We start from the raw sequence: 25,028 nt of genomic DNA, 5'->3' as shown, positions 1-25,028 counted from the left end.
TACTTTATTTCTTATTTCTGTTTCTGCTTACTCTCTTTTTTACTTACCCTGATTGTCTTGAAACCTTACCCTTATAGCATTTGCATGGGCCCCCAACCCTTCGGATTCGGCAAAAAGTATGACATCGTCCTTAACCTTAGAAAGAGCATCCCTTGAATAGGAAATAATGCTGCTTTTCTTCATGAAATCCGACAGATTTAGGGGTGAGAAGAATCTTGCCGTACTGCTTGTGGGAAGCACGTGGTTAGGTCCTGCAAAATAATCTCCCAAGGACTCTGTTGAGTAATTTCCGAGGAATATCGCACCCGCGTTTTTTATGCTCCCCAGTGCCGAAAAAGGATCTTCTATGCAAAGCTCCAGATGTTCCGGCGCAATCCTGTTAACTACCGCCACAGCATCTTTCAGGTTTTCAACAATAATTATCGCGCCATAGTCATCTATCGACTTTCTGGCCATCGCCTTTCTTTCCAAAGCCTCAAGCTGCACCTCCAACTCCCTCTGAACCTCTTTTGCAACGTTCTCTGAGGTTGTAACCAAAATGGATGAAGCAAGCGCATCATGCTCTGCCTGGGATAAAAGGTCTGCAGCCACAAACACCGGGTTTGCAGTCTCATCGGCAACCACCATAATCTCGCTGGGCCCGGCTATCATATCGATATCACAATAGCCGTATACCGTTCTCTTTGCCATTGCCACATAGATGTTTCCCGGCCCCACAATCTTGTCCGCCTTCGGAATTGTCTCCGTACCGAATGCCAAAGCTGCTATGGCCTGGGCACCTCCTACTTTATATATTTCATCCACTCCGGCCTCATTTGCCGCCACCAATATGGCAGGATTTATCTTTTCATCCTTTCCCGGGGGCGTGGTAATTACAACTTTGCTAACACCGGCAACCTTTGCAGGCATTGTGCACATAAGAACCGATGAAGGGTAGGCCGCTGTCCCTCCCGGAACATACACACCCACAACCTCTAGAGGTCTTGAAAGCTGTCCTACAATTACCCCTTCCGTATCGGTGGAAAACCAAGATTTCTCCTTCTGCTTTTCATGAAAATCCCTGATATTGTCCCTCGACTTTTTTATCACTTCAACAAGCTTGGGGTCAACCTTGGTATACGCCTCTTTTATCTCTTCCTCTGTAACCCTTAGCTTATCAGAAGTAAGCCGAGCCTTGTCAAACATGGCGGTGTATTCCAAGACTGCCTTGTCGCCATTTCGCCGCACATTTCCCACTATCTCCTCGACACGGTCCAAAACATCTTTATGCTCCAGCTGGCTTCTTGACGCAAGACTTTCAAATATGCCGCTGTCTTTGCCGCATCTTAAATCGATAAGCTTTATCATCTATCTCACCTCTTTTCCAATTCCTTTCGTATTCCCTCTATTATTGCATTAATTCTTTCGCTTTCCATCTTCATACTTACCCTGTTTACCACAAGTCTTGCACTTATATCCGCAATTGTGTCCAGCACCACAAGCCCGTTTTCCTTTAAGGTTCTTCCGCTCTCGACAAGGTCCACTATTACCTCGGAAAGCCCCACCAACGGTGCCAGCTCAATGGACCCGTTTAACTTTATAACCTCAATGGATTCTTTTCTTTTGTGCTCAAAATACTCCCTTGCTATCCTGGGATACTTTGTGGCCACTCTTTTGTTGGTGAGCTGGTCAAGCTTTCCCATTAGCTCCGCCGGGCCTGCCACCACCATTTTGCAAGCTGCAAATCCAAGGTTTAATACTTCGTAAAGGTGTCTTCCCTCTTCCAGCAGCGTATCTTTTCCCACGATACCTATGTCTGCTGCTCCATACTCTACATATGTAGGCACATCACTGGGTTTTGCAAGAAAGAACTTGATTTTGTTTTTTTCATCGGTCAGAATCAGCTTTCTTGATGAATTTTTAAGCTCCGTACAATCTATTCCTATGGCTTCAAACAGCTCCACCGACATATCGGTAAGTCTTCCCTTTGAAAGCGCTATCGTCAAATATCTCATTTCTCCCCCTCCTTAGCTCATGCCTTTAAAAGCTCACTTATGGTCACTTTTGAGACCTCACCCTTTTCAAGGTTATGAACCTCTATGTTTTCATCATCAAGAACCTCCAATATGCCTCCTATGCCCTTTAAAGCCGCATAATTTCTGGCTGTATCCAAATCTCCTCCGTTTATATCCATCTCCACGACAAGTCCTTGTTTTCTCAAGGCTTCACATATTTGAAATGCTGTCTTTCTTCCCTCTTCCCTACAGTGGACAAGAGTATCGATTCTGGGTTTTTCAAATTCAATTTTCTGCCTGTCGAGGGCCATCATCACCATATTGATTCCCATGGAAAAGCCTGTGGCGGGGCTGCTCTTTCCGAATTTCTCCACCAGTCTGTCATACCTTCCGCCGCTTAATATCGGGAATCCAACTCCGTAGGTAAAGCCTCTGAAAATAGTACCGGAATAGTAATTGAGACTTTGAACCATACCCAAGTCTACCGAAACATATTTTGAAAGGCCATAATCGTCCAATATATTAATAATGCTCCTTAAGTTGTTCAATGCTTTAATTGAACGCTCATTTATAGGATACTTTTCCACCCTGTCAATAACATCTGTTGAGCCGAATAATTTAGGAAGGTCTAATATCAGTTCTTTAAGGTCGTCCCTGATATTGTGCTCCTCAACCAATTCCTCGATTCCCAAAAAGTCCTTTCGGTCTATAAGTACCCTCATCTTCTCCGTCTCTTCTTCCGAAAGGCCGGTTTCCTCCATCAGCCCTTTGAAAAATTCCACCTGACCGATATCAATCTGGAAATTTTCAAGTCCTGTGGCCTTTACAGCATCAATTGCCGTAGCTATAACCCCGGCATCTGCCTCCGGAGTGTTTACTCCGATTATCTCAACACCGGCCTGGGTAAACTCCTTCTGCTTTCCTCCGCCAAGCTCGTTATATTTAAAGGCATTGCCGATATAGGAGATTCTCAAGGGATAAGGCGCGTCCTTTAGTTTGGTAGCCGCAACCCTGGCAATAGGTATTGTTATATCCGGTCTTAAAACCAGAATTCTTCCTTGCTGGTCAAAAAACTTAAACATGGTCTCCTGGGGAATTATATTCTCTTCGGTAGAAAAAACGTCATAAAACTCTACAATCGGAGTCTCTACCTCATAGTAACCACTGGAACGAAATACTTTTCTGATCCGGTCCTCCAGGTTTTTCTTAAAGAAGCATTCATTTTGCAGTATATCCTGAACACCTTCTGGAGTATGTATCTTCCACTCTGCCAATTTAAGCACCTCACTTTATCACTTTATCATATTAAAGTTATAAATTGATGAATTAAGGTTATTATAATGCATGGGGATTGATTTGTCAATTAGAAAAAAGCAAAGAAAAGAAAAACACTACAGGTTCATAAATAATAAATATATCTTCATAATAAATACATTTTCATAATAAATATCTCTTCCGTATCTTTTTACATAAATGAAATATATTTATTGAGTATCATGAAGTAATTTTCCCAATCGAAAAAATCGAATGTCATCGAACATATATAGCAATAAAGTTTAATCCATATAATTTTTATTAACAATATAAATTAATAAAACAGTATTATTAAAAAAAGGGGGATAAATTATGAAGGCATCGAAAGTTGTGCAAAAGGTTATTTTTTATTTAGTGATTTTTTCACTGGTCATCTCATGTATCTCAATTTCAACAACCGCTGCCAGCACCGGAAAACTTGGCGACATCAACGGTGACGGCTCCATCAATTCTACCGATATGACTTTATTGGTAAGACATATTCTAAGGCAGAACATACTTACAGGAACGGCATACTCCAATGCCGATACCGACGGAGACGGAAATGTAACCTCCAGCGACTTAAGCTATCTGAAAAGGTATATATTGCGTCTGATATCTTCTTTCCCGGGCGAGACCGCAAATCCGACACCTTCACCGACTCCATCGCCGTCAATCAATCTTAACATACCTTGGGATTGGGCCGGAATCATAGGTACGGGTCAAAGTCTCTCTGTAGGAGCTACTCCAATTTTATCTTCAACCCAGCCTTACAACAATTTGAAGCTGTCTTTGGGCAACCTAAGGGTTCCTCCCTACGATGCCAACAGCAGTCAGCTGAAACTGGTTCCCCTTACCGAACCTATTCGCAACCTTGCAACAGGTTTCCCGTCTGCCTACCCAGGAAATTTATATGGTGAGACCCCCCATACTGCAATGGCGAACCAAATAACTGCAATGGTAAAAGCTGCAGGCGGAAACGACTATATTTCGGTACATACGGTAGTAGGTGAATCCGGTCAGGGTATGTCTGTAATCAAAAAAGGTGCCACTGATACGGGAAATACCGGCCGTGCTTATGCTGCATCAATATTTGAAGTTACTGCAATCAACCGCTTGGCAAAAGCATCGGGAAAAACCTACGGTGTGGGAGGCATCATCCTAACCCACGGTGAAACCGATTGCGGTAATCCCAACTATGAAAATGAGATGCGCCAATTGTGGTTGGATTATAACCGGGACATAAAGGCTATAACCGGACAAACACAAAATATCCCAATGTTTGTTGTTCAGCAGCACTCCTATCCAAGTACCGGAACTTCAGCTTCTACCTTGGCTCAATGGAAAGCAGGTGTCGATTATCCCGGCGATATAATCTGTATAGGTCCCAATTATCAGCGAACTTACGGAGGCGATAACGTTCATTTGACTTCCACCGGATATCAACATTTGGGTGAAAAGTATGCTCAGGTCTATTATGAAAAGGTTGTTCTCGGTAAGGACTGGAAACCTCTTCAGCCTATAAAAGCCACCAAAAACGGCAGAACCATTACAGTAGACTTCCATGTACCGGTACCGCCACTTGTTTGGGACACTACGCTCCCGGCACCAAACCAGAGTAGCTTGACCGAATGGAGAAACGGTAAAGGGTTCGAGGTCACTGCCAACGGTTCAAGAGTCACAATAAATTCGGTTGAAATCTCGGGAAATTCGGTAATAATAACCTGTGCCAATGATCTACCCGCTTGGGGTGTAAAAGTCGGCTATGCCTTTACCGGCGGAAAAGCGAGACCTAATGGAACGTACCGCTGGGGCTTGCTCCGTGACTCAGATCCCTTTAAAGGAAGATCCGGTTTGGCACAGCCTAATTTCTGCGTATCTTTCGAAATGGCTGTTAATTAAAGGAGCATTAAATAAGCAAAAGCCTGAGGGCATCGCTTTTTAGCAATTTCACTGCGTGAAATACAGCTAAATGTAAAAATGAATATTAAATTATAAAAACGGAGCCTGTAAATACTTCACCGGGCCGGGCAAAACTCACTTCATTAGAATGGTGCCCTACCTTACCGCGATGTATTAACAGGCTCTAAATCTTTCTTCGCAATATACTTCAAATTTTTTCGATTAAACAATATGCTCCAAGAGAATCTTAGGACTTACTTTATTACCGCCATATTTGTATCCGAATTCCACTCCACAGAAGCACCGAATGCTTCGCTCACGAATCTTAGCGGAACAAAGGTTCTCCCGTTTTTTATAATTGCAGCTGTGTCCATCTCTTTTCTAACACCGTTTATATCTATTGCCTTTTCTCCTATTTTGATTATAACTGTCTCATTTTCCTTTGATATTTTTACAGCTTTGGCAGTGGCATCCCATTCAACCTCTGCTCCCAGCGCTTCACTTACAAATCTGACCGGGACTTGAGTTCTGTTGTTTTCGTCAATAAAGGGTTTGGCATCCGGGAAATCAAGTATTTTACCGTTTACTTTTACATATGCCTGGGAAGTAAAATACCTCTTATCTACTACCATCATTTTGTTTATCATGCAGGGCACAGAAAACAGAACTTTTTCGTCTTTTCCCAGATGAGATTTGTAAATTTCACATTTATCCAAATTAAACAGATTGCCCAAAGAATCCCCATAGACATATACTTCTTTATAATAATAGAAATCATCGTTATAACTGCCGATACCTTTGATGTTATCCCCTATATCGGGTGACAATCCCAGTTTAGAACATTGAGTTTCTATCATTAAGGAAGTTCCGTTCCTTTTATCATATGCAAAGGTCCTTGTTGCATCATTTCTTTTATCATTATAAAATATAAAGTTGCTGTCGGAACCCCTTCTCCATACTTTAGAAGGATCTATCTTTGATAATTTATCTAATTTATTATCAGTAAGGTTGTACCGGTAGTAATATTCGCTATTGGTATTGCCATAATATACAGAGCCTTCAACCGCAGATACAAACGAGCAGTAAAAAGGATAGGAAGGCAGTTGGAATAACTTGCCCTCTGAAATGTTATATGCAAATATATTATCTCTCCTTTCAGAAGACAAATATTCACATAATATTAGATATTTTCCGGTTATGCCCTTTAAGGTATAATCCTTGTCTATTATCTTTTTAGGTTCAACGGTGCCTTTTTTTAGCTCAAATATCCCCTCGGATTTTGCTTTTTTTGTAAAGCCATGGGAATCTATTGAGTAGGAAGTTTTCGCATAAAAAATACTGTTTTCATTAGAAAAAATGTTCTGCTCAATGTCAATATCAAAATCTATGAGGATTTTTTGCGTACCATCCTTATTAATCCTGTATAAGTATGATTCAACTGCATTTTTTGAATGAATTACATCTATAAAATAAATATAGTTATCATCAATATCAACCAATTTTTTATATCTGTGAGGCTCCAGTTTCTCTATTATACTGGTCCAAGCAGGCCTTTTAGCAAAGGACTCGTCAATGGCAATTGCGTTTCCTGTTTTCTCATCGAGTGCATATATGCCGTCGGCAGATGAAAATATTACTTTAATATCAGCTTTTTTGTATTGGGAAATAAGGCCAATACCTTCATCTTCTTTGATATCATCCGTGTTTTCCGTATCGGATTTGCCTTCTGTCTCTTCATTCTCAGGCTTTACCTTTGAAGAATAAAAATATATGTTAGTTATTTGCTCATCAGATTTTATTTCCGCTGATAAGCAATCAATATAAAAATCAATCGGCATCAGTAATGTCGTATTATTAATTTTATAACACGGATGCGGCATCTCTATTCGCTCACCGTCTAAATAATAATAATTTGAGCCTTCCGGTATAGAATACTCTTTGCCGTTGACAGTAAAAATGTATTGCGCATGTTCTATATCATAATCTATACCCAAAAGCTCCAACGCTCTGTTAAGGGGCAGTCTTGCCAATCCATCAAGACCTTTAGGATAATCGTCCAATGTTGATTCTTTTAATACATCATCCACATATACTCGCACTATTTTAGGTTCAGCAAACACATTAATCGATAATGTGTTCAAAAGTACAATTATTAATGTTATTATCAAAATTGGTTTTTTCATTTTGCTTTCCCTCCAATACTGAAGTTTTTTGTGAAAATAATACCATACATTATTGTAACACATATCCGGTATTTATGCCTTCTCCTATAATTCTTTCGTTTGGCTTTATAAAACGCGCTTAGTATCGTATTAACGGCAGACAAAGCCGGTTAGTCCTCCGGCTTTTTTAGGTGCAAAACAAAATTTGAAAAAGTATAGTATTCATTAAACTCCTTTTCGGTTAACAGTAGTCTGCCTTTTAAAGAATCACCGACAACAAAGCGGTCCCCTTCTTTACCTAGAATGGTTATAAAATGGCCTATCCTGCCGTTAATATAAGTTCCGATTATTGACGGTACCGGTACATCTTCCAAACTGTTTTTGTATGAAACTTCGGTTTTAAGTCCGTTCTTTTCTGCATACCTGATTAAATACCAATTCTCCGTACCGCTTGAGCTGGAAAAGGATGCCCTCGCAATCTCTTGTTCACTTTTTGATATCCCATAATAATTAAAAATTGTCGCTAAAGCAGAAGGACCGCAAGTTGAACCTGTAGATTGCAAACACACTCCATCCTTCCATCGGTCTTGAAACTGGGAATTCCGGCTCACAGGCCTTATAATGGGTTTAATGAAAGGTATTATAATTAAAATCATGCAGATAACGAAAATGTATTTATTTAAAGCTTTCAATTTAATATTTCCAAGGCTTCCATCTTTGAAAGTCATAAATCCAAAGAAAAGACCAATTAGGGATGATAGTAATTCAATATTGCCGATTGCCCTAAATTTAATATACCATATAGGTTCATTTATTAAATGTAAATAATATGCCGCAAACAGAAAGTTCGGAATACAAAGGAGGAGAAACAAGAAACCTAAAAGAATCCTCAGGGAGTTTCCATTCACCGCCCTTGAAACTCTTTGTCCTATAATAAAAAGTATAATGCCGGCTATTACAGAGAGAAATATTGTACGGTTAAAATACATTTTAAAACTCCTTCTTTATTGTTTTTGAATATATTATATCAAATTTGAGGCTCCGGAAAATATCAAATTTTCCAAAATCAATTTAGGCTGTACCGGGATTAGCCCTAGCACAGCCTAAATTAATCAATACTATAAAAGCCTAAATATTCTCTATTTTATTTCTACCTCGTATCCGTCTTTTTCTATTTCACAATCCTCACTTGTACCAACGATGTAAGCCTTCAAATACTTCGCCTTTCCAATAACATCTTTATAGCTTTCCATATCAATCTCTTCTTCAAATTCCACTGTCTTTCCCGCACCTATCACTGTTTCGGTCTCCATCATCATAAACAATTTGTCGGCAGACCACGTATAAATTATTTCTTTATTTTCATCCAGCAATTTAAAGTCAAACTTTTGGCCTGATGTATGGTTGATTGTTATATCCTTGTCGGATGTATTTTTTACTGAAAGCTTCATTGTAAAAGTCTTTTCGCCTTTTTCATAGCTTGGTACTATCTCAAGCTTATTATCTTTTTCCTCTTTGAGACTTAAATAATATCCGTCCTTATTTATTTCAAAGTCTTCACTGCTTCCTACAATCATCGCTTTAAAATAATATACCTTGCCGCTGATTTCCTCATAGGTCTTCGCATCTATCACTTCAGAAAACTCCACAGTCTTTCCTGAAGGAATATGGGTCTCTGTAAGGGCCATGGTAAAGCCTTTTCCTTCCGACCACCTGTATACCTCTTCTTTTTTATCGTCCAAGAGCACGAAATCATACTTTTGCCCGGAACCATGCATAATCACAACTTCATTTTTTCCGCCGTTTTTAATTGTCAGCGTCATTTTATACCCATCTTTGTCTTTTACAAACGAAGGAGTTACCTCCACCGCATCCTTAACATCTTCTTTTAATGCCTGCAATAGTTTTTCCAGTACTACCATAGCTTCCGCTCTTGTGCTGAGTCCTTCGGGAACAAATTTTCCGTTACCCCTTCCTTTAACAAATCCCAGCTTATAGGCATATTTTACCGAGTTTTTATACTGCTCTTTGATACTATCCTCATCGTCAAAACAGCTGTCCTCCCCATCAATATCACCCGAAATTGCATTAAGCTTGTACTTATACGTATTTACAAGATAATGCACCATTTCCTCACGGGTTATAAGGTCGTTGGGTCTGAACTTTTCTCTGTCGTCAACAATGTTTAACGATGCCATGTCATAAAGCTGTGAAGCATACCAGTCTTCGTTTTTTACGTCACTGTAAAACTCATTGATGTCCGGAGCTTTAAAATAATTAATTTTAATTTCCGCTACCTTGTGCAAAGCCACAATAAATTCCGACCGTTTTATCTCCCTATCCGGTAAAAACATACCATTGCCAACGCCTTTGACTATACCCAGGTCCGCCATTTTTTCAATTGTGCTTTTTGCCCAATGCCCGGAAATGTCCGAAAAAACTTCTGCGCTTGCCATCGCTGTCATACTTGTCAGCATAATGCCGAGTACCAACATGATTGCCAGTATTCTTTTCATTCTTATTACCTCCTCTTGTTTCTTGGATAACCGACACTTTTTTTATCCACATTTTTCTGTTTTGATTAGTTAGACGCAATCATATTTATTTTGGTTCGGCCATTATGAAAAAATATGAAATATTTTTTTACTGATTTACTTTTGTTAAATTCGCATAGCTTTCCATAAGTCTTTTCATGCCTTTTCCTTTAAAGTGTATTTCCAGCTTGAAATCGTCCCCTTCAGGCTCTCTTCGGGTGATAATTCCTTCTCCAAAAACTTTATGCCTCACCAAGTCGCCCACACTAAGCTCCGCTTTTGCCACTCCCATTTTCTGAGGACTTTTTAAATTTGCCGCATTAAAGCTTACAGAAGGGTTAAAGCTTTTGCTTACTCCGTCAATTTTTTTACTCGCCGTTTCATTGGATGTTTTCTGCGGCTTGCTCTCTTTCACAGCACCGGCCCCAAACAACTCCTCGGGAATCTCTTTAATGAATCTTGAAACCCTGTTGTAGGTAGTATTTCCAAACAGTGTACGACTGAAAGTGCTTGTCATGTAAAGGTTTTCCCTGGCCCTTGTTATACCCACATAACACAGCCTTCTTTCCTCTTCAAGCTCCGACTCGCTGGTCATTGACCTGTAGCCCGGGAAAATGCCCTCTTCCATGCCCACCAAAAATACCACCGGGAACTCCAGCCCCTTGGCACTGTGAAGCGTCATTAGAGCAACATATTCGCTATTCTCATCCATCGTATCGACATCCGACACCAAAGATACATGGGCAAGAAACTCTGTAAGGCTCTTTTCTTCACTTTCACTCTCAAACTCCATTGCCACGGACAGCAACTCTTTGATATTTTCTATTCGGCCCTGGGCCTCCAATGTATTCTCTTCCTCGTAGGCCTGTAAAATGCCTGTCCTTTCAAGGACCTCTTCAATCATTTCCGATGCGGTCATAACCATGCTCTGGGCCCTTAAACTGTTTATCAGTGAAACAAACTTCTCAAGTTTTGCCGAAGCCCTCATAAGCTCCGGAATTTCCGATGCCGATGAAATAATCGAGAAAATGCTGACCCCTCTTTCGTTCGCCAGTCTCTCGGCATTATCCAACGTTGTATTTCCAATGCCTCTTTTGGGCTCGTTAATTATTCTCTTTAAGCTTATGTTGTCCGCAGGGTTCTGAATTACACGAAGATAGGCAATAACATCTTTTATTTCCTTTCTGTCATAGAATTTAAGTCCTCCAAATATTTTGTAGCTTATTCCTTCCTTCATGAGCATATCCTCAACAACACGGGACATGGCATTTATTCGGTAGAGTACGGCAAAGTCCCTGTAAGACCGGTTTTGCTCTCTGCAAAGCCTCTTTATCTCGCTTGCCACAAAATATGCCTCTTCATGTTCATTCAAACACTCAAGATATTTAATGGCATCTCCCTCTTTATTATTAGTCCAAAGTTTTTTACTTTTCCTTCCTATGTTGTTCTTGATAACATGGTTGGCCGCATCAAGAATGGTCTGGGTTGAACGGTAGTTTTGCTCAAGCTTTATTACCTTTGCATCCTTAAACTCTTTTTCGAAATCCAAAATATTTCTTATATTGGCGCCTCTCCACCCATAGATGGACTGGTCGTCATCCCCCACAACACAAAGATTCCTGTATCCCTGTGCCAAAAGGCTGACAAGGGAATACTGGGCTGTATTGGTATCCTGATACTCATCCACTAAAATATATCTGAATTTTCTCTGATAGTAATTTAAAACCTCAGGATTCTCCATAAAGAGTTTTATCGTAAGCATTATAATATCGTCAAAGTCCAGGGCGTTGTTTTGCTTTAGCTTCTTTTGATAAAGCTCGTAAACCCGGGCGACTTTCTCCATCCTGAAATCGCCGGAATACATTTTTAAATAAGCTTCAGGTGTAATAAGCTCGTCCTTGGCTCTTCCAATCATCTCCAATATCGATTTCGGAGGGTAGTTTTTCTCATTGAGGTTAAGCTCCTTAAGACAATCCTTTACAACGTTTTGTTGGTCCGTATAGTCAAATATTACAAAGTTTCTGTCATAATCTATTTTTTCAATATCCCTTCTTAATATCCTCACGCACATGGAATGAAAAGTACTTACCCATATGCTGTCGCTGACATCTTCAACAAGCCGGTCTATTCTTTCCCTCATTTCTCTTGCGGCCTTGTTGGTAAAAGTTATCGCAAGGATACTGGCAGGATGTACATTTTTTTCTTTAATCAAGTAAGCAATCCTGTGCGTAAGCACCTTTGTCTTCCCGCTTCCGGCACCGGCTAAAACAAGCAAAGGGCCGTCAACGTGCAATACCGCTTCTTTTTGCTCTTTATTTAAATCCTTTAGCAAATCCATATATCGCCCTCTCCAATAAACAAAAATTTAAATGCCGAGACACATGCCTCGGCATTTTTAATTATAGTAGAAAATCCATTATATATCAACATCTTATCATTTGCGATTGATAGATCAAAACTCCGGTTCAATCAAGCCATAATTCCCATCTTTTCTCCTGTATACAACATTTGCTTCATTGGTTTCTGCATTGGAAAACATGAAGAATTGATGTCCTAAAAGATTCATTTGCAAAACCGCTTCTTCAACTGTCATAGGCTTTATAGCAAATTTCTTTGTCCTCACAATTTCAAATTTCGGTTCTTCTTCAGCGTCGTCGTCAAGTTGAATGTTCTCAAATCTTAAACTGCCGTCATGGACTTTCTTTTCAAGCTTGGTTTTGTTTCTTCTTATTTGCCTTTCGAGACTGTCTATAACCTTGTCGATAGAAGCATACATATCCTGGCTGTCTTCTTCAGCTCTAAGTATTCCTCCTTCGAAAGGTATTGTAACTTCCACAATATGTCTGTTCTTTTGTACACTAAGAGTGATTTGCGCTTCAGCATCACGACGGAAGTACTTGTCCAATTTTCCGACTTTTTTAATAGCCGTTTCCTTTAAAGCTTCTGTTACGACAATGTTTTTTCCGATAACTTTGAATTTCATATATGCATACAGCCCCTTTCCGTCAATGACAAGCATTGTAATTTTTTGCTACAATACCTGTCTTGCTATTATTAATAATTTTACCCTGAAAATTTCCTTCAAAACACGGCTTTGCTTGAAAAATAAAAAAGCATCCACCCCCCTTTATTGATATTAACAAGCCCAAATAGCTGAATATGCCGTGTTTGTCCACAACTTTGCTACTTTCGGGTAAAAATATTAATATAAAATATTAATTCGACGTTAAGTAAAATATTCCTTCAATATAATTATAACCACTGAAACGGATATTTTTCAATCTCACATATCTTTTTTCCACATAATTTCCTTAAATTCAGAAAGCCTTCAACCCAATAAAGAAGCCGTATCCATATCTTTTTCCACAATTACCTCACATTTCCCCCACAAAACAAGTGTTTTGTGCACATAACTCCTGTGGATAATGTGGACAATTCTGTGAATAACTCATATAGGCTGATTTTACCTGTGGATAAACCTGTTGTTATCTTTAAAAACCCAAACATCTTATGTTAACACCATTTTCGGAATAATATTCATCTACCATAAAAACTTATAATGGGAAATAGCTTTAAATATTGCTTTTTGAGGGTTTTATTTCCAATAACAATATGTATCGAATTCTTTTGCAACCAGATTTGGATGCAAAAACCATTATTATATAACGTTAGTCGATTATTGTTTTTGGTTTTATTTATCAAAATCCGGTCTTAAGAGTGTTGATTTTTTGTTGAAATTGCATATTGTTTAAATCCTAATAATTTGTGATAATTAAAATATCAAAGGGAGAGAAAATTCTAGGGTGTGATGTATAAATTGAACAGTATACATCATCCAACATGCAACACAATATATTAGCTACCGATGCAATTACCACGTACCAATGGATTTAAAATCAACGCAGCAACCCACATGCTAAGTTTGCCCAGCCAATTTACAAACCGATGCTCCAATTTGACACCCGTCAACCGGCAATAAAACATAGCCAGCATTACACCCTTTTCTATAATTTAAATTTATAATAGTAGATAAACATATATAAAACCAACTGATGAAGTCGAAACTCAGGTTTCGTCTTTTTTTTCTTTAAAATCAGCTTTTTGCCGATACGAAAACTATTTATTAAAACTAAAAAGGAGCCGTGACAAACGCCATGACTCCTTTTTTTTACTTTAATTAATAATTAATATATTAAGCTTCTTTCAAGCGCTGTTCAAGAGCATCCAATTGTGACTTCAACTCTGCCGGAAGTTTTTCTCCGTATGAAGCGTAATGCTCTCTTATTGACTTAACTTCCTCAAGCCACTGTTCCTTGTCAACTCTCAAGAGTTCTTCCATATCCTCTTTGCTTACATCAAGTCCGTTTGTATCGATGGCATCAACTGTAGGCATATATCCGATAGGAGTCTTCACTGCCTTACCCTTGCCGTTTACTCTTTCAACAATCCACTTGAGAACACGGCTGTTTTCACCGTATCCAGGCCACAACCATTTTCCGTCACTGTCTTTGCGGAACCAGTTTACATAGAATATCTTCGGAAGCTTGCTTGCATCAGTCTTAGTTCCCATATCCAACCAGTGTTGGAGATAGTCATTTACATTGTAGCCTATGAATGGAAGCATAGCAAACGGGTCACGGCGCACCTGTCCGATTTTGTTTGAAATTGCAGCAGCTGTAATTTCAGAACCCATGATTGAACCCATGAATACACCATGGTTCCAGTCAAAGCTTTCATGAACCAACGGAATAGTATTTGGACGACGTCCACCGATAAGAATAGCGGAAATCGGCACACCTTTCGGGTCTTCCCACTCAGGAGCAATTACAGGGCATTGACTTGCAGGAGCTGTAAAACGTCCGTTTGGATGTGCTGCCGGAGTCTCAGAACCCGGAGCCCAGTCATTGCCTTTCCAATCTATGAGATGAGCCGGCGGTTCTGTTCCCATTCCTTCCCACCAAACATCGCCATCGTCAGTTAATGCAACGTTTGTAAAGATTGTATTCTTTTTGATTGTATGCATTGCGTTCGGATTTGAATCCATGGATGTACCAGGAGCAACACCAAAGAATCCTGCTTCAGGGTTGATAGCATATAAACGGCCATCTTCTCCAAACTTCATCCATGCAATGTCGTCACCGATTGTTTCAACTTTCCATCCTGGAATTGTAGGAATAAGCATAGCCAGGTTTGTCTTTCCGCATGCACTTGGGAAAGCACCGGTAACATATGTCTTGTTTCCTTCAGGGTCAGTAATACGGAGAATGAGCATATGCTCAGCGAGCCAGCCTTCATCACGTGCCAAAACGGACGCGATACGAAGTGCGAAGCATTTCTTTCCTAAAAGCGCATTTCCGCCGTATCCGGAACCATAAGACCATATAGTTCTTTCTTCCGGGAAATGGCTTATGTATTTCTTTTCGATTGGTGCGCATGGCCAACCTGTATCCTTTTCGCCCTCTTTTAACGGAGCGCCAACTGAGTGGAGACACGGTACAAATTCTCCGTCTTCACCAAGCTGGTCTAATACAGCTTTACCTATGCGTGTCATGATACGCATATTAACAACAACATAAGGGCTGTCGCTCAATTCAACACCGATCTTTGAGATAGGTGAACCGATAGGCCCCATGGAGAAAGGAATAACATACATTGTTCTTCCCTTCATGCAACCATTGTACAGCTCTTTCATAGTTCCTTTAAGCTCTGTCGGATCTATCCAGTTGTTTGTCGGTCCTGCATCTTCTTTAGACTTGGATGCAATAAAAGTTCTGTCTTCAACACGGGCAACGTCTGACGGATGGCTGCGGAAGAGATAGCATCCCGGACGCTTCTCAGGATTTAAAGGTGTAGCCAGGCCTGTATCAACCAATAACTTTAACAGGCGTTCATTTTCTTCCTCCGAGCCGTCGCACCAATAAATTTCATCTGGCTGACACATTTCAGCCATTTCTTTGACCCAATCAAGCAATTTTTTGTTTGATGTCATGTTTGTTGATGTCATTAGAAATTCTCCTTCCAACTATATTTATTATTTGTGTTATTATGTAATTACTTTTATATTATTTGCATTTTTGTCATTGCATTTTTGCAATATTGACAAACAAAGAAACTTTTCCGTATTTTGCTCCTTTTTATGAATTGGTTAATTTTTTCACTATCATACTAACACAAAACGATTAAAATATCAACAAGTCTTTTGCCTTTTTATGCAGGTTTTGTTTTACGATATTTCATGAGCTTTTTATACTCTTTTAAATAAACTATGCTATATTTAGAGAGTATTGTTTCTAATAGCTGTTTTTATACATCTTTTTTTATGATAGAATAGCTTTACAACTATAACGGATTTATGCAGGGGGTAGAAAAATGAAAAAGAATGCTATATGGATATTGGGAATTATTTTTGCGGCTGTCGGTCTTATTCCCACCATAATTGGAGTAATACTCGGCATCAATCATTTCAATTTTCTAAAAAGTGCCGTAAAGACCACTGCCGTTATTACCAAAATAGACAGCTACCGTGACTTTGACGGAGACAGGCATTATAACGTACAAATAAAATATTTCGTTGAAGGTGAAGAATACTATGATACTCTTGGTTATTACTCCTCCGGTATGAGGGAAGGCAAAGAAATTACCGTCTATTACGACCCGGACAATCCGGAGAACGTGCAATCCACTGGCTCCATGATTTCCGACATTGTTTTGGTCGTAATCGGATTAATATTTACGGCCATCGGAGTTAGCTTTATCATTTCACAAGTCAATAAGTCAAGGCTTCGCGAACGCCTGATGGCAACCGGCCAGCTGGTGTATGCAGATATCAATGAAGTTATTTTGAATAAAAACTATACAGTAAACGGAAAGCATCCGTATATTATAACCTGCAGTTGGAAAGACCCCTACACAGGATTGTTTTACTTTTTTAACAGCGACAACATCTGGTTTGACCCCGAGCCCATAATAAAAGAAAATGGAATCACTACTCTTCCGGTGTACATAGATCCGGAAAATCCAAAAAAATATTTTGTATCCACTGAAGATGTAGAAATGTTTGTCGCAAACGTCTAAAAATGCAATCTACCTTACACAATCCTTAATTTTTCTACACACGTACACATTTAGGTTGATTTACCTTCGAATATTTTATAAAATTATAGTAGGAGTAATATTCCTGCATAACTCAATTGTAAATTTGTGTAAGAGGTGATTGTCGTCAAATAATATACTTTATACGACATTATGTTTTTGTCGGTGTAAATTATATCTATTACTTTTTCATCTTTAGTCCGGTTAACAGTTTTCAATAATATTTATTGAAATAAATTATTCTTTTGGGGGGAAGGTTTTTTTATGAAGAAAGCAAAAGGAATTGTTTCGTTGTTTGCTGCGCTGATAGTTCTGGCTGTTTTTTGTTTCTCATATAACACAGCTACAACAGTAACAGCCGTAGACACCAACAACGACGACTGGTTGCATTGTAAAGGCAACAAAATTTATGACATGTATGGAAACGAAGTATGGTTGACAGGTGCCAACTGGTTTGGTTTCAACTGCAGTGAAAACTGTTTCCACGGTGCCTGGTATGATGTCAAAGGTATTCTGACCAGCGTTGCCGACAGAGGTATCAACTTTTTGAGAATACCGATTTCAACAGAGCTTCTGTACAGCTGGATGATTGGAAAGCCAAACCCGGTTTCCAGCGTAACTGCCAGCAACAATCCTCCATACCATGTGGTAAATCCTGACTTTTATGATCCGGAAACTGACGGTGTAAAAAACAGTATGGAAATCTTCGATATTATTATGGGCTACTGTAAAGAGCTTGGAATTAAGGTAATGATTGATATACATAGCCCTGATGCCAACAACTCCGGACATAACTATGAGTTGTGGTACGGAAAAGAAACAAGCACTTGCGGAGTAGTTACCACAAAAATGTGGATAGACACATTGGTTTGGCTTGCCGACAAGTACAAAAACGATGACACTATATTGGCTTTTGACTTGAAAAACGAGCCTCACGGAAAACGCGGCTATATGGCCGAAGTACCTGAATTGCTTGCAAAATGGGACAATTCAAAAGACGAAAACAACTGGAAATATGCTGCCGAAACTTGTGCAAAAGCTATCTTGGCAGTAAACCCTAAAGTGCTAATAGTTATTGAAGGTGTTGAGCAGTACCCGAAGACTGAAAAAGGTTATACCTATGACACACCGGATATCTGGGGTGCAACAGGAGATGCTTCTCCATGGTACGGCGCATGGTGGGGCGGAAACTTGAGAGGCGTTAAAGATTATCCTATTGATTTAGGTCCTTTAAACAGCCAGATAGTATACTCTCCACATGACTACGGTCCTTCAGTATACGCTCAAACATGGTTTGATAAAGACTTTACAACTCAGACCCTGTTGGATGACTACTGGTATGATACTTGGGCATATATTAACGATCAGGGAATCGCTCCACTTTTAATCGGTGAGTGGGGTGGACATATGGATGGCGGTAAAAACCAGAAATGGATGACATTGCTCAGAGATTATATGATTGAAAACCGCATTCACCACACATTCTGGTGTATAAACCCCAACTCCGGAGATACCGGCGGATTGATCGGAAACGACTGGGCAACTTGGGATGAAGAAAAATACGGATTGTTGAAGAAAGCATTGTGGCAAACAAAAGACGGTAAGTTTATCGGTCTTGACCACCAAATTCCTCTTGGTTCCAACGGAATTTCCTTGGGTGAGTATTACGGTACACCAAGAGCTTCAGACCCTGTAACATCTCCGACACCAACGAAGCCCATTAACTCGCAAACTCCTCCGGTATCGCCTTCTCCTAACTTTATCTATGGCGATGTCACTAACGACGGTAAAGTAAATTCATCAGACCTTTCGGCATTAAGAAGAATAGTGGTAAAAGTGCCTGTGTCAAATGTAAACATGGACGCTGCCGATGTAAATGCGGACGGCAAGGTAACTTCAACAGACTATTCTATCCTAAAAAGATATTTGCTCAAGTCAATTGACAAACTGCCGTTTATCCAATAATCTGACGGTCAGGATAGTCGATTTTCAACCGGGTTTATAATAAAATTAAAGGTTGGCTGCCAAAAAGGGCAGTCAACCTTTTTAATATCTTATAAACTATATTATTTTTCCTCCATTCCCGTATAAATCAGAATGGCATCCCTCAAAAACTTCGCAGTTCCCGGCTGCTCCTTGTCATAATATGCAGTAAATCTCTCATCTTCCACATACATTTGGGCAAGTCCGGCATGGGCTTCCTTGCTGTAACTTCCCCAGAAATAACTTAGCCATTGGCGATGCAAGTCTGCAGCTTTTTGAGCAAGCTCCCCTGCGGGATTACCTGTTGCGAAGGCTTTCTTTAATGTCTCATTCAGTTCAAGTGAAAGTTTTTCCACCTCGTCATACTGCTCTTTGGTCATATTCTTAAATTTCTTATAGGATTCATCGACCTGTTCGTCTCCGTATTTTGTCCTGATTTCTTCCCCATATTTTTTTTCGTTGTCGTCAATCATTTTTTGTTTAAAACCTTCAAACTTCTCCTTATCAGACATTTCAGCTCTCCTTTCCGCAGCTGCAATTGTCTTGTCGACATTTGCTATCAGCAAATCCAGCTGCTCTCTTTTTTGGAGGAGCTTTTCGCGATGTTCCCTCAGTGCAGAAAGCGGATCAAAGGAAGAAGACGTAATAATATTCTTGATACAGTCAAGACTTACGCCCAATTCCCTGTAAAACAGTATTTGCTGTAAAATGTCAACTTCCTTCTGACCATATATCCTGTAGCCCGATGAATTTATTCTTGCCGGCTTGAGAATACCCAATTCATCATAATACCTTAAGGTACGGGCACTGATTCCAGCCAGAGATGCAAGCTTTTGCACTGTGTACTCCATGCTTTCACCTCCCCGCAAGAATACTTTACACCTTTACGCTACGTCAATGTCAATAGCTTTTTATGCTCTGCAGACTTTAATCTTTTCAATCCTTTTTTCACTTACCTCTTCTACTTTGAACAAAAGCCCGTTGAATTCAATTTGAGGCTTTTCGTCATAGTCCGGAATTCTACCCAACTGACTTATAATAAATCCGCTCAATGTGTCATACTCGTCCTCAGGCAGCTCTGCATCCACCCATTCGTTTAAAACATCAAGACCGGCAGAGCCGTTAAATATATAAGTGCTCTCGTCCAATTTTTCAAAGTCTTTTTCTTCTTCATCGTATTCGTCAAATATATTACCTACAATTTCCTCCACCAAGTCTTCAATAGTCACGATTCCTGCCGTTCCGCCGTATTCGTCAATAATAATTGCCATATGAACCTTGCTTCTCTGCAATTCGCTGAAAAGCTCATCTGCCTTCTTTGACCACGGCACATTGTAAGGTTTTCTGATAATATTCCTCAAATCAAAATCTTTAGTATTATTCTCGCTGCTCACATACTTTATTAAATCCTTAACATGCAGGATTCCTACAATATTATCTATACTTTCCTCATACACCGGTATCCTTGTATATTTTTCTTCATTATACAAAGATATAACCTCGTCAAGGCTTGCTTCGACCGGAAGGGAAACAATATCGGTTCTATGGGTCATAATATCCATGACTGTCTTGTTGTCGAAATCAAAAATATTGTTGATCATTTCCTTTTCGTTTTCTTGTATGGTTCCTTTTTCTTCTCCCACGTCCACCATCATTCGAATCTCTTCTTCAGTGACCTCTTCTTCATCTGCATTAGGGTCAATTCCGAAAAGTCTTACAATTAAATTGGTTGAAGCATTGAGAAGCTTTACAACAGGGTAGGTAATAACCGAAAGATAGTAAAGCGGCTTTGCAGCAAACATGGATATCGCTTCTTCTTCCTTCATCGCAAGTCTTTTAGGAACCAGCTCACCAATTACAAGTGAGAAATATGACAGAATCACAGATATGAAAATCATGGACAAAGTCTTCAGCACTGCATCCGGAACAGGGACACCCGTCTGTTTTATAAGCTCTGCCAATCTGTCGGAAAAGCTCTCGGACGCAAAAGCACTCGACAATGTTCCGCCAAGAGTTATACCGATTTGTATGGTGGCCAAAAACCTTCCCGGTTCGGATAATAGTTTTCTTAGCATTGCAATTTTCTTTTTGCTTTTCTCATTGGCCATCATTCTGAGCTTGTTGTCATTTAAGGATATCAGCGCAATCTCCGAAGCTGCGAAAAATCCATTCAGCACTATAAGCAGTACCAAAACCAGAATCTCAATAAACAATTAAAATCATCCTCCACAATGTTATAATAAACACAATGTTGCGATAAATAAGACTAAAAAAGAGCATAATAAACCCAATCTACGGATTTACTATAGCCCTTCTCTTATATTTATCGCCTCTTTTATTGTTCCTTTTTACACTACCCTCTGATTTTAATAACACCCATAGTGCCTTGCTGCTCTGTAAATCCGCCGGATAGTCATCCATTATTTTATCACCCCATTAAAATTATCAATTTCTTTTTAAGATTAAATTAAATTTAATTTACTATTTTTCATTATAATTGTCAAGCTAACATGAAATCAAGGAAAGTCGTTTCCATTCACTTATCCGTCTAAATCACATAAATTCAACCAAATTTTTCACCTATTTGGTATCGATAATTTTACATTTCGAAAAAATCATCACATATAAGTATAAATACTAGCATAATTTTTTATTCCATGGGATATGAAAGTCCCCATTCCGCCCTTAGCGCATCCAAAGTTTTCATGATTTCAAGGCTTTCGTCCAAAGTCATAATATCGCTCTCCAGCTTTCCTTCCCGAAGGCATTTATTTACTTCCCGGGCCTGGTAGTTTAGCCCGTTGGATTCGAAAGGAATCCTCACTACTTTTTCTTCTTTGCCATGCAAATGAATTGAAAACTGGGTCGGATGAAAGAAATCGGGAACCTTTATATATCCTTCCGTTCCGCAAATTACAGCCTCGTGAGGCATGTCCACACTATACGAAGATGACATCATCGCCACTTTACCGTATCCGTATTCAAACATATAGGCCGCATGTATATCCACCTTTGAGGTATCAATATATCCAAAGGTTTTTATGTTCACAGGGGGCTTTTTAAACACAAATCGGGAAAAAGAAACCGGATACACTCCCAAATCCAACAACGCACCTCCCGCCAAGTTCGGGTCGAAGTAATATTTCGGTACATCCCGTCCCTTTGTGCTAAATCCGAAATCAGCTCTCAAAAAACCGATATCTCCTATTATGTTTTGGGAAAGCAAGCGGCTTAGCTCGACTATGCACGGCAAAAACCTTGTCCACATTGCTTCCATCAAAAAGACTTTATTTTGTCTTGCCACCGAAATTAAATGTTCGGCCTGTTTTGAATTTACCGTGAAGGGCTTTTCACACAGAACAGACTTTTTGTTTTCCAAGCAAAGAAGAGTGTGCTCATAGTGATAATTGTGCGTAGTCGCTACATATATGACATCCAAAGATTCGTCTTTTACAAGGTCAAGATAGTCCTCATAATAACGCTCAACATTAAAAGTCCTGGCAAATTCACAAGCTTTCCCGGGAGTTTTTGAAGCAACAGCCGTAAGCTTTCCGTCGGGCACATACTGCAAGCTCTCTGCAAAAGTTCTTGCAATTCTTCCGCAACCTAATATTCCCCATTTTATTTCCTCTGTCATAAATTGATTCCTGCCTTGAATAATTTTATTAATAGTCTTATCAGTTATTATGAGTAAAAAGATTGCTTAAAAAAACCTTCTTGTTTTCAATTTTAAAACTGCATTCGACCGCTATTTAAAGACTACAGCACACCTATAATTTAATTTTAAAGCAAGTACATGCAATTTGTCAATGCAACCCAAAACTCCAAAATTCTTACGTAGATAGGCTTTGAAAAGCCCAAATTCTCCAACAAAAAGTCTTATCCATCTATTTTTAGAAATCATTCATTTTTAAGATAGCGCATTATTTTATGAAAAATACTGGATAAAGGTACCTGAACATCTGCAAGCCCTGCCTCATACACCACTTTGGGCATGCCATATACAATGCAGGATTCTTCTGCCTCAACGATTATTTTACCGTTATATTTTTTCACCGTCTCACACCCAACAAGTCCGTCGTTTCCCATTCCTGTAAGGATAACCGACAGCAACCTCTCTTTATAAATAGGTGCTGCCGAATCCAAAGTTACATTAATTGACGGTTTGTAAACCGTTTCGACGGGCAGACAGTCTTCTATTCTCAACGTTGTCGAACCGTCTGTCTTCTTATCCAACAAGGTTTGGTAGCCTGCCGGAGCTATGTAGATATTTCCGGCTTCAAGAATATCTCCGTCTTCAGCTTCTTTAACCCGCAAATTGCAGATAGTGTCAAAACGTTCGGCCAGCGGTCTGGTAAATCCCGGAGGCATATGCTGCAGAACAACAATGGGTACATGGGTATCCTTGGGGAAACGCGGGAGAATGGACTGTAACGCAGAAGGTCCTCCCGTAGAGCACCCTATTATCAGTAAGTCAGCCAACCCAAGCTTCGTTTCAATCGGGCTTTCCGGCTTGTTCAGAATGCTTTCGATAATCTCCGATGTATTTTCAGAAGTAATTTTCTGCTCCTGTTTCTTGTTTTCAGGCTTTCTTGTCTTTCGGGCGATAGCTTTCAGCTTGACTAAAAATTCCTCTATTATTTCCGGTTTTACATTCTCTTCCAAAAGTGCACTCTTTAAATAAAAATCTGCAGCTCCCAATTCCAAAGCCTGAAAAGTTTTTTCAGGGTCCTTATCGGTCCGGTTGCTCAACATTACAACAGGAACAGGACAGGTCTTCATAATCTCCTTTAAGGCAGTCATCCCATCCATTTCAGGCATCTCTACATCCATTATTACAATGTCGGGTTTTAGCCTCTGCACTTTTTCCACCGCTTCTATGCCGTTTCTTGCAATTCCTATAATAAATAACTGAGGGTCTTTCTCTATTATTAATCTGATACATCTCCGCATAAAAGAGGAGTCGTCCACCACTAATACCCCATACTGCTGCATGGATATTTTTCTCCTTTCCGATAATAAAATGTCGAGGGAGCATATATCGTTTCAAACCCGGTATTCATTCCCGTTATAGTCTCTGCATGGCCTAAAAGCAAATATCCCCCTACTCTTAACACTTTATATAAAGAATTAATAACCTCTTTTATTGCTTTTGTATCGAAATAAATCAGTACATTCCTACAGAAGATTATGTCTACTTCTGTAATCTTTTCCGGTATGCTCTTATCCAAAAGATTCAGACAGCTAAAATCAACCATGGACCTTATTGAATCCTTGACCTTATACTCGTCCCCAAAAGAAATAAAATGCTTGTCCAAGTATTCTTTCGGCATTGTACGAAAGGAAAAGGATTTCTTGTTATACAATCCCTTTCTTGCCTTCTCCAAAACCTTTCTGTCAATATCCGAAGCAATAATCTCAACTGCACCGGCTTCAAACAGTCCGGTCTCTTCACATAATATTGCCAATGTATACGGTTCCTCACCGGTAGAGCAAGCCGAACTCCATATACGCAAAGGATTATCGGGTGTACGGTCCTTATATTGGGGAAGTATGACCCTTCGAAATTCTTCCAAAAGGCTTTCCTCACGAAAGAAATAGGTCTCATTTACTGTGATGAGATCAACAAGCGTGTCCCATTCTTTCGGTTCAACCCTTAAATATCCTCCGTATTCCCAGCAGGACAGTCCCAGCTCCTTAAGCCTCTCCGATATTTTACCCTCAAGAGAGGAAAGATTCTTAAAAAAGTCGATACCGCAATATTCATATATGAGCTCTGCCAATTGGATCAGTCCAAATGTATCCATATAGATTTGTTACAGCCCCTCCCTAATACAATCTGTGGAGAGGCACAATGCCTCTCCAATATAAGTAATGAAACTCTATCTAGCCAATCCCTGCAGTGTTTCTATAATTTCTTCGGAGTATTCCGACAGCTCTTTGGTTACTGCACAAGTGCGCTCAACATCCTTGACATTAAGGCTAATGACTCGGTCTATTTCAGCTGTAAATTTCGCCAGCTGTTCTACCTCGTTCGCCTGAACTTTGGTTGCGTCGGCCACTTCATT

General features: G+C 39.6%; 19 protein-coding genes. 3 read left to right on the top strand and 16 right to left on the bottom strand.

Annotated features, from left to right (window positions below):
* Nucleotides 1-39 precede the first annotated feature (39 nt).
* Genes hisD through hisZ form a run of 3 tightly spaced genes read right to left on the bottom strand, consistent with a single transcriptional unit; the run spans nt 40 to nt 3,268 of the window.
* Nucleotides 40-1,347 (bottom strand): histidinol dehydrogenase, encoded by a 1,308-nt coding sequence (gene hisD / locus PLH43_RS05995; RefSeq protein WP_324361115.1) that lies wholly within the window; start codon nt 1,345-1,347, stop codon nt 40-42.
* 5 nt (nt 1,348-1,352) lie between these two features.
* Entirely contained in the window at nt 1,353-1,994 is a 642-nt protein-coding gene (gene hisG, locus PLH43_RS05990) for an ATP phosphoribosyltransferase (protein ID WP_324361113.1), read from the bottom strand.
* Between the two features lie 17 nt (nt 1,995-2,011).
* The gene (hisZ, locus tag PLH43_RS05985) at nt 2,012-3,268 is read right to left on the bottom strand and encodes an ATP phosphoribosyltransferase regulatory subunit (protein WP_324361110.1); all 1,257 of its coding nucleotides are present in this window, start codon (nt 3,266-3,268) and stop codon (nt 2,012-2,014) included.
* A gap of 352 nt (nt 3,269-3,620) precedes the next feature.
* Here hisZ and PLH43_RS05980 point away from each other — a divergent pair, with 352 nt between their 5' ends.
* Nucleotides 3,621-5,189, top strand: coding sequence for a dockerin type I repeat-containing protein (locus tag PLH43_RS05980; protein WP_324361108.1), 1,569 nt, complete (start codon nt 3,621-3,623; stop codon nt 5,187-5,189).
* 254 nt (nt 5,190-5,443) lie between these two features.
* Here the strand turns inward: PLH43_RS05980 and PLH43_RS05975 are convergent, their stop codons facing one another.
* The 6 genes from PLH43_RS05975 to PLH43_RS05950 all read right to left on the bottom strand — a co-directional run bounded on the left by PLH43_RS05975 (nt 5,444) and on the right by PLH43_RS05950 (nt 15,889).
* Complete coding sequence (locus tag PLH43_RS05975) at nt 5,444-7,372, bottom strand: stalk domain-containing protein (RefSeq protein ID WP_324361106.1); 1,929 nt, start codon at nt 7,370-7,372, stop codon at nt 5,444-5,446.
* 149 nt (nt 7,373-7,521) lie between these two features.
* Nucleotides 7,522-7,914: a C39 family peptidase gene (locus PLH43_RS05970; protein ID WP_324361104.1), complete on the bottom strand. Its 393-nt coding sequence runs from the start codon at nt 7,912-7,914 to the stop codon at nt 7,522-7,524.
* A gap of 576 nt (nt 7,915-8,490) precedes the next feature.
* Nucleotides 8,491-9,867 (bottom strand): BsuPI-related putative proteinase inhibitor, encoded by a 1,377-nt coding sequence (locus tag PLH43_RS05965; protein ID WP_324361102.1) that lies wholly within the window; start codon nt 9,865-9,867, stop codon nt 8,491-8,493.
* A gap of 127 nt (nt 9,868-9,994) precedes the next feature.
* Nucleotides 9,995-12,223 carry a DNA helicase PcrA gene (gene pcrA, locus PLH43_RS05960; protein ID WP_324361100.1) on the bottom strand — a complete coding sequence of 743 codons (2,229 nt, stop codon included), beginning with the start codon at nt 12,221-12,223 and terminating at the stop codon, nt 9,995-9,997.
* Nucleotides 12,224-12,337: 114 nt separating this feature from the next.
* Complete coding sequence (raiA, locus tag PLH43_RS05955) at nt 12,338-12,868, bottom strand: ribosome-associated translation inhibitor RaiA (protein WP_324361098.1); 531 nt, start codon at nt 12,866-12,868, stop codon at nt 12,338-12,340.
* A 1,209-nt stretch (nt 12,869-14,077) separates the two neighbouring features.
* Nucleotides 14,078-15,889 (bottom strand): phosphoenolpyruvate carboxykinase (GTP), encoded by a 1,812-nt coding sequence (locus PLH43_RS05950; protein WP_324361096.1) that lies wholly within the window; start codon nt 15,887-15,889, stop codon nt 14,078-14,080.
* Nucleotides 15,890-16,254: 365 nt separating this feature from the next.
* Between PLH43_RS05950 and PLH43_RS05945 the strand changes: the two genes are divergently transcribed.
* Together PLH43_RS05945 and PLH43_RS05940 are read left to right on the top strand one after the other, a co-directional pair.
* On the top strand, nt 16,255-16,959 hold the full coding sequence (locus PLH43_RS05945) for a DUF3592 domain-containing protein (protein ID WP_324361094.1): 705 nt from the start codon (nt 16,255-16,257) through the stop codon (nt 16,957-16,959).
* Between the two features lie 282 nt (nt 16,960-17,241).
* Complete coding sequence (locus PLH43_RS05940; protein WP_324361092.1) at nt 17,242-18,942, top strand: cellulase family glycosylhydrolase; 1,701 nt, start codon at nt 17,242-17,244, stop codon at nt 18,940-18,942.
* A gap of 101 nt (nt 18,943-19,043) precedes the next feature.
* On the opposite strand, the gene PLH43_RS05935 is transcribed toward PLH43_RS05940, so the two are convergent.
* The 7 genes from PLH43_RS05935 to PLH43_RS05905 all read right to left on the bottom strand — a co-directional run.
* Nucleotides 19,044-19,811: a MerR family transcriptional regulator gene (locus PLH43_RS05935; protein WP_324361090.1), complete on the bottom strand. Its 768-nt coding sequence runs from the start codon at nt 19,809-19,811 to the stop codon at nt 19,044-19,046.
* A 60-nt stretch (nt 19,812-19,871) separates the two neighbouring features.
* On the bottom strand, nt 19,872-21,173 hold the full coding sequence (locus tag PLH43_RS05930) for a hemolysin family protein (protein WP_324361088.1): 1,302 nt from the start codon (nt 21,171-21,173) through the stop codon (nt 19,872-19,874).
* Between the two features lie 79 nt (nt 21,174-21,252).
* On the bottom strand, nt 21,253-21,381 hold the full coding sequence (locus tag PLH43_RS05925; RefSeq protein ID WP_324361087.1) for a hypothetical protein: 129 nt from the start codon (nt 21,379-21,381) through the stop codon (nt 21,253-21,255).
* A gap of 229 nt (nt 21,382-21,610) precedes the next feature.
* Nucleotides 21,611-22,597 carry a Gfo/Idh/MocA family oxidoreductase gene (locus PLH43_RS05920; protein ID WP_324361085.1) on the bottom strand — a complete coding sequence of 329 codons (987 nt, stop codon included), beginning with the start codon at nt 22,595-22,597 and terminating at the stop codon, nt 21,611-21,613.
* A 263-nt stretch (nt 22,598-22,860) separates the two neighbouring features.
* Nucleotides 22,861-23,955 (bottom strand): chemotaxis response regulator protein-glutamate methylesterase, encoded by a 1,095-nt coding sequence (locus PLH43_RS05915; RefSeq protein WP_324361083.1) that lies wholly within the window; start codon nt 23,953-23,955, stop codon nt 22,861-22,863.
* On the bottom strand, nt 23,934-24,767 hold the full coding sequence (locus PLH43_RS05910; RefSeq protein WP_324361081.1) for a protein-glutamate O-methyltransferase CheR: 834 nt from the start codon (nt 24,765-24,767) through the stop codon (nt 23,934-23,936). The genes PLH43_RS05915 and PLH43_RS05910 overlap by 22 nt, the downstream gene beginning before the upstream one ends.
* A 75-nt stretch (nt 24,768-24,842) precedes the next feature.
* Nucleotides 24,843-25,028 (bottom strand): hypothetical protein (locus PLH43_RS05905; RefSeq protein WP_324361079.1); only part of this gene is annotated, 186 nt, incomplete at its 5' end.

Origin of the sequence: Acetivibrio sp., assembly GCF_035371925.1 — a bacterium.
GTDB lineage: Bacteria > Bacillota > Clostridia > Acetivibrionales > Acetivibrionaceae > Hungateiclostridium.
This window is presented reverse-complemented; position numbering and strand designations above follow the sequence as displayed.